Below are 14,491 nucleotides of genomic sequence, written 5' to 3'. Positions count from 1 at the left end.
CACGAGCACAAGACAACTCACTGACCCCAAACAGCCAACCCGCCGCGGCTTGACAAACATAGGAGCATCGAGCGGTTCTGGCAGACCCTCAAAAAGTGGCTCCACGCGCACCCCACCCCGGACACGGTCGCTGATCTCAACGATCTGCTCGAGGCGTTCCGACACTTCTACAACCACCAACGACCACACCGAGCACTCGGCGGAGCCACTCCCGCAGAGGCTTTCGCCGCCACCGAACGCGCCCGCCCCGCCGACCGGCCCTTGCCGGCCCCGGTGTTCGTCACCACCGGCACCGTCAACGACACCACAGGTCGGGTGTTCGTGCCGCCCTACGTCATCAACGTCGGCCGGTACTGGGCTGGACACCACTGCGACTGCATCCGCGACGGCGACCACATCGCCATCTTCAGCGGCACCACCTTGATCCGCGAACTCACCGCCGACCCAACCCGCCGCTACCAGCCCGGCGACAAAACCACGCGAACCTACCGCACCCGCGCACCCAAACCCGCACACTGACTGTCAGCGATGTCCCGAGACATAAGTGTCAGCGATGTCCCGAGACACCACACCGCGTCACGCCCGGAAAATCGTGCACAAATCGCTGGTTGACGGCGCGTTAGCGCTGGCCGCGCTGGCGCGCCAGCTCGCGCAGCATCGCGTTGTAGGCATCCAGGTCGTCGTCGGCGTAGTCCGCATCGGCGTGCCGGTCGGCACGGGAGGCGGCGCGGCGATCCTGCCGGGCCCACTGCGCCACCAGGGCGATGACCACCAGGATCACCGGCAGTTCGCTCGAACCCCACGCGATGGCGCCGCCGAGGTGCTGGTCGGCGCCGATGCTCGACAGCCACGGCAGGCCGACGAACTTGTAGAAGGGCCCGCCGATGGTGTCGGTCATGGTCATGGTCGCGATGCCGAAGAACGCGTGAAAAGGCATGACCGCGAACAACAGTCCGAGCCGGCCCAGGAACGGCAGGCGCTTCGGGCCCGGGTCGATGCCGATGATGCCCCAGTAGAAGAGGTAGCCGACCAGCAGGAAGTGCACGCTCATCAACTCGTGGCCCCAGTGGTAGCGGACCAGCGTGTTGAAGATCGGGGTGAAGTACACCGCGTACAGCGACGCGACGAACAGCACGAACGCCACGATCGGATTCGACAGTGCGGCCGTGACTTTCGAGTGCACGAGCCACAGGATCCATTCGCGCGGTCCGGGCGGGGCACCCTCTCCCGCCGGGGGCAGGGCGCGCAGCGCCAGGGTCACCGGGCCGCCCAGCACCAGGAGGACGGGCACGAACATGTTGAGCGTCATGTGCTCGCCCATGTGCACGCTGAACATCGCCGAGCCGTAGGCCCGCACCCCCGAGCTGCTGGTGAAAAGCAGTACCGCGCAGCCGATCAGCCACGCGAGCAACCGACCCGCCGGCCACTCGTCGCCGCGGCGCCGCAGCTTCAGGTACGCGTACAGATACGCGCCGGCAAGCACCAGCGCGCCGATGCCGATGAACGTGTCGAACCGCCAGACCGTCAGCAGCCGAACCACATTCGGCGGGTCGGGCAGTTCGTAGCCGAGGAAGACATCCCACGTCGTGTACTTGTGGTGGAGCAGGCGCGGCGCGGTCTGCACCGCCATGGCGGACACCGCGGCGAGCGCGGTGATCGCGGGCAGGCAGGTGGCCAGCCGGGACGGCTTGGCGCGGCGCAGCGCCGCGGCATCGGTGATCCACGACGCCGCCAGCGCGATCGCGGCGACGATCGCCCACCGCCCGTAGCCGCTGCCTGTCAGGCCGGGGGGCCCGAGCTGCTCGGCCAGTAGCAGCACGCCGTAGATCAGCGCGACGGTGCCGCCGGCCACCTGGATGATCAACACCCGCCGGTAGAGGTCGGCGGCCGGCGGACTGACGACGGCTGCGATCTTCGTGCCGGCCAGCACCGCCAGTGCCACCGCGAACACGATGACTGCGCTGGTCGTGTAGTCGTGGTCAGGGCCTTCGCTGGCGTTGCCGGTCACCGGTAGCGCCAGGACGCCGATCACGCTCGGGAGCAACAGCACGACCATGGCGATCCACCGCACGCTGAACCGCAACGTCAGCGCCACGACCGCGGCGCACAGGGTCGCGACGATCCAGCCGCGGGCCATCTCGGATGCGGCGATGGCCTCACCCAGCCGGCCGCTCTCCACCAGCCGCAGCGCCGGGGCGCCGGCGTCGGTCGCGGCCTGCACCACCACCATGAATGCCGAGGCGACCAGCCAGACCAGCGAAACCCGTTCCAGCACAAGGTGGATACGGAAGGCGGGCGGGTCGATGACGCCTTTGGAGTCGGGCCGCGCCGTGGTGACGACGTAGAGCAGGCCGCCGAGACAGACCGCGGCGGCGAGGATGGCCGTGAAGTAGCCGACCGGTTCGGCGCACGCGGTGAACGTGCCGGGGTAGCTGTCGCCCGTGGCGACGAAGCGCTGGTCGCCCGAGATGAGCGCGTAGGCGACCAGGGCGGCGACCGCGGCCAGATAACCCAACAGCGGCAGCAGCTGATCCCGTCGCTTCGCTCGCCCTGCAGCGAACCTGCCGGTCCGGTCCGAGCCCATCGAAATACCGGCCTTCCACCTGAAGAACTGATCACGCCCAGTCTACGACCAGGTGTCGTAGAAATTTTCCGGGCGCAGGAACTCCTGGCGCCGCGGGCCGACCAATACAAGTTGTGAGTCATACCCAACTGCCCGAGTCGGACGTTGCCGTCGCGGCGGACCCATCGGCGTGGAAGCGTTTCCGCCCGGCGTTGCTGCGGCTGCACTTCTACGCCGGCCTGTTCGTCGCGCCGTTCATCCTGATCGCCGCCGTCACCGGGCTGCTCTACGCGGTGATCCCGCAGATCGACAGCGCGGTGTACCGGCACGAACTCACCGTCGACCACGTCGGCGACCGGCAGCTGCCGCTCGCTGCCCAGCTGGCAGCCGTCCGGGCCGCGCATCCGGAGGGCACCGTCACCAGCATCCGGCCGCCCGCCGCGGCCGACGAGACGACGCAGGTGACGCTCGCGGTCGACGACGTCCCCGCCGACTACGCGCGCACGGTGTTCGTCGACCCCTACACCGGCGCGATCCGCGGCGCCCTGACCACCTACGGCCAGTGGCTGCCGGTGCGGGCCTGGTTCGACGAACTGCACCGCAACCTGCACCTCGGCGCCTTCGGCCGCAACTACAGCGAGCTGGCGGCCAGCTGGTCGTGGGTGATCGCCGGCGTGGGCCTGCTGCTGTGGATCGGGCACAACAAGGGCCGGCCGCGCCGGCTCGTGGTCCCGGATGTGCGGGCGACCGGGCGGCGCCGGCTGCTGTCGTGGCACGGCACCCTCGGGGTCTGGATCCTCGCGGCGGTGGCGCTGCTGGCAGTGTCGGGCATGACGTGGTCGCGGTTCGCGGGGGAGAACGTCGCACAGTTGCGGACGCAGCTGAGCTGGACCAGCCCGTCCGTCGACACCGCATTGCCGGGGCAGGCCGCCGGGGCGGCGTTGGACGAGGCCGCCGCGCTGCGCGGTGCCGACACGGCGCTGCGGGTCGCCCACGACGCGCGCCTGCGGACCCCGATGTGGATGTACCCGCCGGCGACGGCGGGCCAGGGCTGGCAGGTCGCCGAGCGCAAGCGTGACTGGCCGACGCAGTACGACGCGATCGTCGTCGACCCCGCCACGAGCACGGTGACGGCGCGGCTCGACTTCGCCGAGTGGCCGCTCATGGCCAAGATGACCGACTGGGTCATCGACCTGCACATGGGCATCCTGTTCGGCCTGGTCAATCAGCTGGCGCTGATCGCGGTCGCCCTCGCGATGATCGTGGGGATCCTGCTGGGTTACCGGATGTGGTGGCGCCGCCGCCCGACCCGCGGGGACCGGTTCGTCCTGCCCACCGGCCAGCGGCGTGGCGCGCTGTCGGCGCTGCGGCCCCATGAGGCGGCGCTGCTGGTGCTCGTTCTCGGTGGCGTCGGGTGGTTCGCCCCGTTGTTCGGCCTCACGCTGGTCCTGTTCGTCGCGGTCGACGTGGCACTGGGCTGGCGGCAGCGGCGGCAGGCGGCCAAGTGATCGTCGACATCTGGCTCCGGTTGTTCGTGACGGGGCTGTTCCTGTTGAGCGCGGCGCAGTGCGTCTACGCCCTCGTCACGGCCCGTGCGGACCGGACCTGGATCGACCAGACGAGCCGCGCGCTGCACCTGTTGATGGCGGTGGCGATGCTGGTCATGGCGTGGCCGGCGGGGATGAGTGTGCCGAACCGGCCGCCGATGGTGTTCTTCCTGCTGGCGGCCGGCTGGTTCACCGTGGTCCTGGCGGTGCGCGCCGGCCACCGCGTGACCGACGGCTATCACGCCGTCATGATGCTGGCGATGGCGTGGATGTACGCCGTGATGGACGGGCGGGTCCTGCCCGGGCAGTGCGCCGGAACCGCCGCCGACGCGCCGCAGCCGGCGTCGTCGTCGATGCCGTCCATGCCGGGCATGGACATGTCCGGGACGACGCCGCATTCGGGCCCGATGGGTGGCTGTGGGCACCCGGCGGCGTGGGTCGACGCCGTGAACTGGGTGTTCACCGCGATGTTCGGTGCCGCCGCATTGTGGTGGGCCATCCGCTACTTCGCGGTGCGGCAGGAGCGGCCCGACGTCCCGGCCCGGCTGTGGTTCGCCGTGGCCTGTCAGGCCATGGCGGCGGCCGGGATGGCGATCATGTTCGGCGTGATGGTCTAGGCGGCATTGCCGTCGGTGGGCCACAGGTGACCCCGGCGGCGGCCGCGGGAGGCGTTGTCCGGCAGCGTGATGTCGTCGAGCGTGGGGGCCGCGTCGCGGTCCGGCCGTGGCGGTTCGAGGGTGTGTCGGCGCCACACCAGCACGGTCAGCACCACGCCGGCCAGCGCCGGCAGATGGCTCAGCATGCGGACCGCGCCGACCGCTCCGGTCAGTCCGTCGACGACGACGTAGCCGGTGAGCACGAGGGTGAACACGCCACCGACGATGGCCAGCCCCATGGCCGCGGCGGGACGGGCGGCGGCGACCAGCATGGCGACGCCGAGGGCGACGGACCAGGCCGTCGACTCGTTGACCACATGCCCGCCCATCGAATGCCCGACGTGCACACCGATGCTGACACCCGCCGCCTGCAGGACGGCCAGGACGATCTGGATGCCGCCCACCACCGCGAGGGCGATGCGCACCCGGTCGAGGCCGTCGCGGGTTTCGGGCAGGGCGGGTTGCGCGACCGAATCGGTCACCGCGGTCATCCGGGTCCGGTCGGCGGCGATCAGCCCACGCAACAGGTCCATCTGGCTGTTCAGCTCGTCCTGCCACTGTCGGCACTCCGGGCAGGACGCCAGGTGCTCGTCGACGCGGCGCGCGGGGACGGGCTCATGCTCGCCGTCCATGCGCGCGGACAGCGCCTCCCGGGCAATCTCGCACTCCACATCGTCAATAGTCGCGCACCGGGCCCGGTTTTCTCCCAGTGGTCCCAAATCCGTCGATCGGTGCCGAATTGGCGGGTAAATAGTCGCTGGTCGGCGCCGGTACCATGGACACGTGAACTGGACCGTCGACGTACCCATCGACCAGCTGCCCGAGCTGCCCCCGCTGCCCGAGGACCTGCGCACCCGCCTTGCCGACGCGCTGTCCCGTCCGGCCGCGCAGCAGCCCAGCTGGCCTGCGGACCAGGCGGCTGCGATGCGCAAGGTGCTCGAGAGCGTGCCGCCCATCACCGTGCCGTCCGAGATCGAGAAGCTCAAGCTGCAACTGGCCGACGTGGCGCAGGGCAAGGCGTTCCTGCTGCAGGGCGGCGACTGCGCCGAGACGTTCGTCGACAACACCGAGCCGCACATCCGGGCCAACATCCGGACCCTGCTGCAGATGGCCGTCGTGCTGACGTACGGCGCCAGCATGCCGGTGGTCAAGGTGGCCCGCATCGCGGGGCAGTACGCCAAGCCGCGCTCGTCGGACACCGACTCGCTGGGCCTGACGTCCTACCGCGGTGACATGGTCAACGGTTTCGACCCGGATCCCGCGGTGCGCGTGCACGACGCGTCGCGCCTGGTGCGGGCCTACGCCAACGCGAGCGCCGCGATGAACCTGGTGCGCGCGCTGACGTCGTCGGGTCTGGCGTCGCTGCAGCAGGTGCACGAGTGGAACCGTGAGTTCGTCCGCACGTCGCCGGCGGGTGCCCGGTACGAGGCGCTGGCCGCCGAGATCGACCGTGGCCTGAACTTCATGACGGCCTGCGGCGTCAACGACCGCAACCTGCAGACCGCCGAGATCTACGCCAGCCACGAGGCCCTGGTGCTCGACTACGAGCGTGCGATGCTGCGGCTGTCCACCGAGTTCGACGAACCGCGCCTGTACGACCTGTCGGCGCACTACGTCTGGATCGGCGAGCGCACCCGTCAGCTCGACCACGCGCACATCGCGTTCGTGGAGACCATCGCCAACCCCATCGGCATCAAGATCGGCCCGACCACGACGCCCGAGATGGCCGTCGAGTACGTGGAACGCCTTGACCCGCACAACATTCCGGGCCGGCTCACGCTGGTCAGCCGGATGGGCAACGGCAAGGTGCGCGACGTGCTGCCGGGCATCATCCAGAAGGTGGAGGCCTCCGGCCACCAGGTCATCTGGCAGTGCGACCCGATGCACGGCAACACCCACGAGAGCTCGACGGGCTACAAGACCCGGCACTTCGACCGCATCGTCGACGAGGTGCAGGGCTTCTTCGAGGTGCACCGCGCGCTGGGCACGCACCCGGGCGGCATCCACGTCGAGATCACCGGCGAGAACGTCACCGAATGTCTCGGTGGCGCGCAGGACATCTCGGACGACGACCTGGCCGGCCGCTACGAGACGGCCTGCGACCCGCGCCTGAACACCCAGCAGAGCCTGGAGTTGGCATTCCTGGTCGCGGAGATGCTCCGCGACTAGACCCGCTCATGGGCGGCCACCTACCGCGCGATTCTCGAGGAGAAATCCGCGCAGTAGGTGGCCATTCGGCGTTCTAGAACAACCCGTCGATGTTCGTGCCGAGCGTCCACGCGCCGGCCGCGACCAACGCCGTCAGCGTCAGGATCGCGATGAGCCAGAACAGCACCGTACGGCGCGAGCGCTGCCGGGCCCAGGCGAAGTCGTCGAGGTCGATGCCGGCGAATTGCTTTGCCACCGCGGGTGATTCGAGCAGCGCGGGGTCCATCGCCGGGTCCATCGTGAACTGCAGGGTGTGCTGCGGCGCAGCTTTCGGTGCCGCGGCCCGGCCGGTCGCCACTGTGGTGCGTTCCGCGCGACCGCGCTGGGCTGCCGCGGCGGTGTGCTGCGCCGAATTCGTCGGTGCCGGCACCTGGAACTCGGGCAGTCCCAGATCGGCGACGATCGCGGCGAGCTCGGCCGCCATGTCGCCGGCGTCCAGGTAGCGGTCGTCGGCCGTGCGGGCCGTCGCGCAGGCCACCAGGTCGTCGAATTGCTTTGGCACACCGGCGATTGCCGTGCTCGGCGGCGGCACGTCCTGATCGAGTCGCTGATACGCGACGCTGAGGGGGCTGTCGCCGGTGAACGGTGTCGTGCCGGTCAGGAGTTCGTAGGCCAGGATGCCGACGGAGTAGACGTCGCTGCGCGGGTCGGCGTCACCGGTGCTGACCTGTTCGGGGGAGAGGTACGCGGCGGTGCCGAGAATGACGCTCGTCGACGTGATCTTGGCCTCAGCGACAGCGCGCACCAGCCCGAAGTCGGCGATCTTGACCTCGCCGCTGTCGGAGATCAGCACGTTCTCGGGCTTGATGTCGCGGTGCACCAGGCCCGCCTGGTGGGCCACCGCCAGGCCGTCGAGCATGGGGGCCAGCACGGCCGCCACGGCGTGCGGGGGCATCGGGCCACGTTCGCGCAGCAACTCGCGCAGCGTCCCGCCCTCGACGAGTTCCATCACCAGGAACGGGTGACGACCGTCGAATCCCTGGTCGTAAACCGCAACCAGCCCAGGGCTTTTCAGGCCGGCGGCGGCGCGGGCCTCGCGCTGGAAGCGGGTCAGGAACTGCTGATCGCCGGAGTACCGCGAATCCATGACCTTGAGTGCCACCAGGCGGTCGAGCCGGGTGTCCAGGCCGCGGTACACCGTGGACATGCCGCCGCTGGCGATGGGTGCGTCCACGCGGTAGCGCCCGTCCAGCACCGCACCGATCAGTGGATCCGGTTGTCGGGATGGCTGCACCTGGCAATCGTACGGCTCTAGAATCTCCTGGGTGAGCAGCATTCCGGCCGCCGAGGACGTTATCGATCCCGATGAAGCGGTCTACGACCTTCCCGCAGTGGCATCGATGCTGGGTATTCCGGTGACGAAGGTGCACCAGCAGTTGCGGGACGGACACCTCCTCGGAGTGCGCCGGAACGGTGCCATCGTGGTACCCAAGATCTTCTTCGACGCCAAGGGGCATGTGGTCAAGCAGTTGCCGGGCCTGCTGGTCGTGCTGCGCGACGGTGGCTACCACGAAACCGACATCGTGCGTTGGTTGTTCACCGCCGACGAGTCACTGACGCTGACGCGTGACGGCAGCACCGAACGCACCACCAACGCGCGGCCGGTCGACGCGCTGCATTCGCACCAGGCCAGGGAAGTGCTGCGGCGCGCCCAGGCCATGGGCTACTGACGGCACTGCCGTCGTGGGCTACTGACGGCACCGCCGTCGTGGGCTACCAGGCCCCGTCAGGCGACAACAGCCCACCCAGCACCGGCGCCATGATCCGCACGATGTCGTCGTCGGACGCGGCGGCCAGGTCGGGGAACTGCAGCAGGTAGCGCTGGCTCGCTATGCCCATCAGCACCGCGCTCAGCAGCGCCGCCCGCAGCCGGGCGTCGGGCCCGTCGATGGTCGCTGCGACGGACGTGACGGCCTGTTCGGTCACCTGAGTCCGTAGCAACTCCAGTGCGTCCGGGCTGGTCATAGCGGTGCGCAGCAGGACCGCCATGGGGCCGTCCGGATCAGCTGCCCAGGCGTCGAGCATGCCCTGCAGGAAGTTCTGTGCCGTCTGCGCGGGATCGGCGGTGGTCAACTCGTCCACGGGCACGGTCCACTGCACGGCTTCGTCGAACAGGTCCTGCTTGCTGCCGAAGTGTTTGATCACCGACGCCTTGTCGACGCCGGACAGTTCGGCGATGCCCCGGATGGTGGCTTTCTCGTAGCCGGCCTCGGCGAAGACCTTTCGCGCGGCCAGCAGAATCCGCTGCCGCGTGCGCTGGCCCTTGCGCGCGGGGGTCGCTGCCGTCATGGTCACATCCTCTCAGGGAACAAAAGTAAACACGCGGTGCGTTATTGTGGCGGACATTCGATGAGGAGGAAATGTGATCGACTGGGACGGCGCCTACCGCAACGACGACGCGCCCGCATGGAACATCGGCGAGCCGCAGCCGGAGTTCGCGGCATTGATCGACCAGGACGGAGCCGTCCAGGGCGAGGTGCTCGATGCCGGCTGCGGCTACGCCGAGCTCGCGCTGGCCCTGGCGGCGCGGGGCCACACCGTGCACGGCATCGACCTGACCCCGACGGCCGTCGCGGCGGCCACCGCGGCCGCCGCCGAACGGGGTTTGCGCACAGCCACTTTCGAGCAGGCGGACATCAGCGCGTTCACCGGCCACGACAGTCGCTTCGGGACCATCTTCGACAGCGGCCTGCTGCACGCCCTGCCCGCCGACCTACGTGACGGCTACCTGCGGTCCGCGCACCACGCGGCGGCCCCCGGCGCCACGTTCTACATCCTGGCCTTCGGCACCGGTGCATTCGGCGATCACGACGGCCCGGGACCCACCCAGTTCACGGAAGACGAACTGCGGCAGGTCGTTTCGCAGCACTGGCAGGTGGAGAGCATCCGGCCCGCACGGCTGCAGGCCGGCACCGGTGCGGACAGCGTGCGGCTGCCCGGCCATCTCGTCGTCGCCCGGAGGGCGTGACCATGACGTTCACCGTGGCCGAGCGGGACTTTCTGCTAGCACAACCGATCGGCCGGCTCAGCACCATCGGACCCGGCGGCCAGCCGCAGATCCGGCCCGTCGGCGTACACCTCGGCCCTGACGGGACCATCGACATCGTCGGCCACGCACTCGGCTCAACGCAGAAGTGGCGCAACGTGATCGCCAATCCGAAGGTGGCGTTCATCGTCGACGAGGTGCACTCGGTGACGCCACCGCGGGCACAGGGCATCGAGATCAGGGGCGCGGCGCAAGTCCTGCCCGGAGCGGGCAGCACGGACGGCGGCCTGACTGGCGACATCATCCGGATCACGCCCACTCGAATCGTCGCGTGGGGCATCGACGGTGAGGGGACGCGGGCCCGGAACGTCTAGGCGGCGCTGCCGGCAGGCTTGGCGGACTCCGGCCGCTCGGCCTGTTCGGGTGCGTGCGCCAACGAATACCAGGCTGCCACAGCGCATCCCGTTGCCAAGATGACGTGCAGCCACGAATACATGCCGTGCGATCCGTCGGGTTTGAAGATCACCATGATCCAGGTCGAGAACCCGGCGATCGCGGCGACGGCCGACCGGCTCTGCGCCAACGCCGAGACGATCGCCAGCGGCCAGGTGTAGTACCAGGGCAGCGCGGCCGGTACGAACAGCACCACGACGGCCATCACCAGCGCGATGCCGATCAGCGCTTCCCGGTCGGTGTGCCGGAATCGCCACCACAGCAGGGGAAGTGAGATGGCGATGATCGCGATGCCGATGATGCGGGTGACGTCCAGCACCGCGTAGAAGCTGACGGTGGTGAACAGTCCGCCGATGGCATGGATCAGGTTGGCCACCGCCGTCGGGATGGTCAACCAGTTGACGATCTTCACCGAACCGGCCAGTGCCGTCAGCCAGCCGAGCCCGACGCCGGCCGCCACCGTCACCACGGCGAACACCACGGTGAAGATCACCCCTGACGCCGCGGTGGCCACCAGCCACGCGCGGACCTGCCCCCACGGGTGCCGTTCGCGCAACTGGCGCATCCAGACCCACACCATGAACGGAAGTGCCAGTCCCGCGGTGGCTTTCACCGCCACCGCGAGCGCGATCAGGCTGACGCCGGCGATGGGATGCCGTTCGAAGGTCAGCGCGATGGCGGCCATCATCAGGCCGACCATCAGCATCTCGTTGTGGACGCCGCCCATCAGATGGATGATCACCAGCGGGTTGAGGACGCAAATCCACAGGGCGGCAGCGCTGTTGGCGCCGACGTGGCGGGCGACGCGGGGCGCCGCCCAGATCAGCATGACCAGGCCGGGCAGCATACACAGCCGCAGCAGCATGGTGCCCTCGACCACGTGGTCGCCGACGATCATGGTGACGAACTTGGCCACCAGGATGAATGCCGGGCCGTAGGGCGCGGTGGTCGTGGTCCAGATCGGACTCACGTTGTCCAGCAATGAGTTCGGGTTGTCGACCGGCCCGACGAGGTAGGGGTCCAGCCCGTCGCGCAGCAGCGCGCCCTGTGCCAGATAGGAGTAGGTGTCGCGGCTGAACACCGGCACGCTCAGCAGCAGCGGCGCCAGCCAGAAGCCGGTCGTCGCGATCATCGTGTAGTCGGTCGCGGTGCGGTCGACGACGCGCCGGCCCAGCGCGAGCCAGGCGATCAGCATGAGGGCGACGCCGGTCCACAGCAGGATGGACGACAGCACCAGCCCATGGCCGAACCGGAACCACGACAGGTGCATCGACTCGAGCAGGGGATCGTGCTGCCGGGTGCTCCCGGCGCCGAGGCCGCCGAGGGCGATCAGGATGGCGCCGGCGAAGCCGAGCAGCGCGGGGCGGCCCTCGTCGGATCGCCCGAAGGCGGTGAGCCGGGCCAGCGCCCCTGGAGCAGTGGTCGAGGTCGACATCGTGGCCTACGCGGACCGGTTGGACGCCCGCCGGGCGAGCTCGGTGAGGCCGGCCTTGGCGCCCTCGTCGATGGGGGCGGCGGCGAGGGCGTCCAGTCCACGTTGGGTGAGCAGCGTGATGCGCTGCTCGACGGCGCTCAGTGCACCCACGGCCTCGATCACGCCGCAGAGTTCGCCGACCTGGCCGTCCGTCAGATCGGTGCCGATCAAGTCCCGCAGCAGGGCCGCCGCGGCCGGGTCGGAGGTCTCGGCCAGTTCCACGGCCTCGGCCAGCAGCACGGTGCGCTTGCCCGAGCGCAGGTCGTCACCCGACGGCTTGCCCGTGACGGCCGGGTCGCCGAACACCCCGAGCACGTCGTCACGCAGCTGGAACGCGATGCCCAGGTCGGTGCCGACCGCGTGGAAGATCTTCTGCACGTCGGGCCGGTCGGCGGCGGCCGCGGCGCCCAGCTGCAACGGCCGGGTGACGGTGTAGGACGCGGTCTTGTAGAGGTTGACGTTCATGGCCGAGGCCACGGTGTCGGCGCCACTGGATTCGGCGACGATGTCGAGGTACTGCCCGCCGAGGACCTCGGTGCGGATGTGCGCCCACACCTCGTTGACGCGGCGGCGTGCGTCGGCCGACAGGTCGGCGTTCGCGATGATGTCGTCGGCCCAGGACAGGGCCAGGTCGCCGAGCAGGATCGCCGCGGACAGCCCGAACTGCTCGGACGACCCGCGCCAGCCCTGTTGGCGGTGCCGGTCGGCGAACAGCCGGTGCACTGTCGGCAGGCCGCGCCGGGTGGCCGAACAATCGATGACGTCGTCGTGGACCAGGGCACAGGCCTGCAGCAGTTCCAGCGCGGAGAACAGGCGCAGCACCGCCGGGTCGGCCGGGTGGCCGGGATCGGGGGCGACGGCGCGCCAGCCCCAGTACGCGAAGGCCGGGCGGACGCGCTTGCCGCCACGCAGGACGAACTCTTCGAGTGCTCCCGTCACATCGGCGTAGGCGTCGCCGATGTAGGCGCTGTCCCGCCGGCGCTCGGCGAGATAGTCGCGCAGTTGATCTGTGATGGCATTCGCCAGCTCGCCAGCCGACGGACCTGCGGCATCGACGCTCAGCGCGCGTCCCCTCTCCTGACCCCGAAATCGTACATTCAGATTAGAGGGTGCCGGGCCGGCGGTCGGACACTGCGGCGAAGTCGCTCATCGGACACTGCGGCGAAGTCACTCATCGGACACGGCGGCGAACTTGGGCGAGCGGTCGCGGCTCCAGTAGGCGAGACCGCCGATGACGCCGGCGACCGCGAAGGCCAGGACGGCCATCCAGATGGCGGCCGTGGTGAACGAGCGCGCGCTCGGGTCGGTGTAGCGGGCCTGGGCCTTCATGGTGGTCACGACGCCGGGCTTGAGCTTCCACTGCACGATGTCGCTGGCCACCCGCTCGCCGTTGGTCGACGTGACGTCGCCCGGAAACGCCACCGACAGCGTGACGTCGGACTCCGGGTCGCTCAGCGTCGTCAGGTCGACGCGGCCTTCGAGGATCACCAGGTCACCGGCGCGGCGCAGGGAGATGTCGGCACCCGCCGAGTCGCGGCTCAGATTGGCCAGCTGCGGCACCTCGGAGAAGTTCAGGTCCGAGAACACCGCCTCGGAGCCGACGTAGTCGTCCTTGCGGTAGTCCGAGACCACGACCTTCTGGGCGAACGGCAGGTTGTTTGTCAGCTGCGGACCCTTGTCGTCCGCGTTCTTGGCCTTTGCGGCGGCCACGATCTGACCGGAGACCCGGTCGTCGGGCGAGATGGTGAGCGAGGTGTGGACGCGCACGCAGCCGACCGCCAGGGGGAGCAGCATCAGAAACAGCAGCAAGGCACGCAGGTGGCGGCGGCGGTTCACGCCGTTATCGTGCCAGATCGCGTCAGGGACAGCGGCACACCGGATGGATCACAGTGGCAGGGCGCGGCCGAGAATGGCGAACGGCCGGGGATCGCCCGGGAAGAAGTAGCTGCGCATGACGTCGTGGAAATCGAGCCGGCGGTACAGCTTCCAGGCCCGGTTGTCCTCGCCGTGGATCTCCGGGGTGGACAGCAGGACGTGGGATTCCGTGGCGCCGGCGAGCAGCCGGCGGGTGAGCGCCTCGCCGAGTCCCTGCCCCTGGGCCCGTGGGTGGATGTGCAGTTCGGTGAGTTCGAAATACCCGTTCATCAATTGGTCGATGCGTTCGCTGGGCGTGCCGACATGGCGCAGACCGGTTGCGACCTGTTGGTACCACCACTGATCGGGTGCGCCGCGGTACCCGTAGGCGACCCCGAGCATGGGGGCGGATCGCAGTGCCGCCTCCGGCGCCTCGTCGGCCGTGGGGACGTCGAACGCCGCGACGCCCGTCCAGCCTTCGCGGCGGGTGTGCTCCAGCCACATGGCGGCCCGCTGGCGTTCGGTGCCCCGTGGGTAGCGCATCGCGTCGACGTAGACGGACAGCGCGTCGTCGAGGCGGTGCTGCATGTCAGCCGGCGACAGATCGGTCAGGAGCGTCGCCACGGTGTGAGCCTTTCGGTGCGGCAGGGAAGTCGGGTGTCGGGTTGCTGAACAGGCGCTGTCGCCCGGCCGACGTCCCAGTCTTACAATTCGGGAGTCTGAAGTATGTGGTACGTGTCTGTGTGACCT

Annotated in this window: 15 protein-coding genes and 1 pseudogene; 8 read left to right on the top strand and 8 right to left on the bottom strand. The window is 69.5% G+C overall.

Features of this window, described 5'->3' with window-relative positions:
• Positions 1 to 66: 66 nt before the first annotated feature.
• Positions 67 to 201, top strand: a pseudogene (locus tag ACJH6I_RS25780) (integrase core domain-containing protein); the annotation flags it as partial.
• A gap of 72 nt (positions 202 to 273) precedes the next feature.
• Entirely contained in the window at positions 274 to 519 is a 246-nt protein-coding gene (locus ACJH6I_RS25775; protein ID WP_406784743.1) for a hypothetical protein, read from the top strand.
• A gap of 100 nt (positions 520 to 619) precedes the next feature.
• On the opposite strand, the gene ACJH6I_RS25770 is transcribed toward ACJH6I_RS25775, so the two are convergent.
• Positions 620 to 2,584 (bottom strand): cytochrome c oxidase assembly protein, encoded by a 1,965-nt coding sequence (locus ACJH6I_RS25770; RefSeq protein WP_406784742.1) that lies wholly within the window; start codon positions 2,582 to 2,584, stop codon positions 620 to 622.
• Between the two features lie 113 nt (positions 2,585 to 2,697).
• Here ACJH6I_RS25770 and ACJH6I_RS25765 point away from each other — a divergent pair, with 113 nt between their 5' ends.
• Complete coding sequence (locus ACJH6I_RS25765) at positions 2,698 to 4,071, top strand: PepSY-associated TM helix domain-containing protein (protein WP_406784741.1); 1,374 nt, start codon at positions 2,698 to 2,700, stop codon at positions 4,069 to 4,071.
• Complete coding sequence (locus ACJH6I_RS25760; protein ID WP_133427005.1) at positions 4,068 to 4,727, top strand: DUF5134 domain-containing protein; 660 nt, start codon at positions 4,068 to 4,070, stop codon at positions 4,725 to 4,727. Before ACJH6I_RS25765 ends, ACJH6I_RS25760 begins: the two co-directional genes overlap by 4 nt.
• Here the strand turns inward: ACJH6I_RS25760 and ACJH6I_RS25755 are convergent.
• A complete protein-coding gene (locus tag ACJH6I_RS25755; RefSeq protein WP_133427004.1) occupies positions 4,724 to 5,437 on the bottom strand; it encodes a zf-HC2 domain-containing protein in 714 nt (237 codons plus the stop codon). The two genes, ACJH6I_RS25760 and ACJH6I_RS25755, sit on opposite strands and share 4 nt — an antisense overlap.
• A 112-nt stretch (positions 5,438 to 5,549) precedes the next feature.
• On the opposite strand from ACJH6I_RS25755, the gene ACJH6I_RS25750 reads away from it, so the two are divergent.
• Positions 5,550 to 6,935: a class II 3-deoxy-7-phosphoheptulonate synthase gene (locus ACJH6I_RS25750; protein WP_020103604.1), complete on the top strand. Its 1,386-nt coding sequence runs from the start codon at positions 5,550 to 5,552 to the stop codon at positions 6,933 to 6,935.
• A gap of 73 nt (positions 6,936 to 7,008) precedes the next feature.
• Here ACJH6I_RS25750 and ACJH6I_RS25745 read toward each other — a convergent pair whose 3' ends face one another.
• Positions 7,009 to 8,250 (bottom strand): protein kinase domain-containing protein, encoded by a 1,242-nt coding sequence (locus ACJH6I_RS25745; RefSeq protein WP_064858730.1) that lies wholly within the window; start codon positions 8,248 to 8,250, stop codon positions 7,009 to 7,011.
• On the opposite strand from ACJH6I_RS25745, the gene ACJH6I_RS25740 reads away from it, so the two are divergent.
• On the top strand, positions 8,240 to 8,644 hold the full coding sequence (locus ACJH6I_RS25740) for an Rv2175c family DNA-binding protein (RefSeq protein WP_267325052.1): 405 nt from the start codon (positions 8,240 to 8,242) through the stop codon (positions 8,642 to 8,644). The genes ACJH6I_RS25745 and ACJH6I_RS25740 overlap by 11 nt on opposite strands.
• A 43-nt stretch (positions 8,645 to 8,687) precedes the next feature.
• On the opposite strand, the gene ACJH6I_RS25735 is transcribed toward ACJH6I_RS25740, so the two are convergent.
• Positions 8,688 to 9,263, bottom strand: coding sequence for a TetR/AcrR family transcriptional regulator (locus ACJH6I_RS25735; protein WP_133427000.1), 576 nt, complete (start codon positions 9,261 to 9,263; stop codon positions 8,688 to 8,690).
• 76 nt (positions 9,264 to 9,339) lie between these two features.
• Between ACJH6I_RS25735 and ACJH6I_RS25730 the strand changes: the two genes are divergently transcribed.
• Together ACJH6I_RS25730 and ACJH6I_RS25725 are read left to right on the top strand one after the other, a co-directional pair.
• Positions 9,340 to 9,942 carry a class I SAM-dependent methyltransferase gene (locus tag ACJH6I_RS25730; RefSeq protein WP_406784745.1) on the top strand — a complete coding sequence of 201 codons (603 nt, stop codon included), beginning with the start codon at positions 9,340 to 9,342 and terminating at the stop codon, positions 9,940 to 9,942.
• Positions 9,943 to 9,944: 2 nt separating this feature from the next.
• Positions 9,945 to 10,334 (top strand): PPOX class F420-dependent oxidoreductase, encoded by a 390-nt coding sequence (locus ACJH6I_RS25725; protein ID WP_406784740.1) that lies wholly within the window; start codon positions 9,945 to 9,947, stop codon positions 10,332 to 10,334.
• Here the strand turns inward: ACJH6I_RS25725 and ACJH6I_RS25720 are convergent.
• The 4 genes from ACJH6I_RS25720 to ACJH6I_RS25705 form a co-directional block, all read right to left on the bottom strand.
• Positions 10,331 to 11,848, bottom strand: a complete 1,518-nt coding sequence (locus ACJH6I_RS25720) for an alpha-(1->6)-mannopyranosyltransferase A (RefSeq protein WP_406784739.1) — start codon at positions 11,846 to 11,848, stop codon at positions 10,331 to 10,333. The two genes, ACJH6I_RS25725 and ACJH6I_RS25720, sit on opposite strands and share 4 nt — an antisense overlap.
• A gap of 6 nt (positions 11,849 to 11,854) precedes the next feature.
• Positions 11,855 to 12,913: a bifunctional (2E,6E)-farnesyl/geranyl diphosphate synthase gene (idsA2, locus tag ACJH6I_RS25715; protein ID WP_064858727.1), complete on the bottom strand. Its 1,059-nt coding sequence runs from the start codon at positions 12,911 to 12,913 to the stop codon at positions 11,855 to 11,857.
• 141 nt (positions 12,914 to 13,054) lie between these two features.
• Positions 13,055 to 13,681 carry an LppM family (lipo)protein gene (locus ACJH6I_RS25710; protein WP_318985335.1) on the bottom strand — a complete coding sequence of 209 codons (627 nt, stop codon included), beginning with the start codon at positions 13,679 to 13,681 and terminating at the stop codon, positions 13,055 to 13,057.
• A gap of 90 nt (positions 13,682 to 13,771) precedes the next feature.
• Positions 13,772 to 14,365 (bottom strand): N-acetyltransferase, encoded by a 594-nt coding sequence (locus ACJH6I_RS25705; protein ID WP_318985155.1) that lies wholly within the window; start codon positions 14,363 to 14,365, stop codon positions 13,772 to 13,774.
• Between the last annotated feature and the right edge of the window lie 126 nt (positions 14,366 to 14,491).

It is taken from the genome of Mycobacterium sp. SMC-13 (assembly GCF_045311035.1).
Taxonomy (GTDB): Bacteria; Actinomycetota; Actinomycetes; order Mycobacteriales; family Mycobacteriaceae; genus Mycobacterium.
The sequence above is the reverse complement of the archived record's forward strand: the minus strand, read 5'-3'. Positions and strand labels throughout refer to the sequence as shown.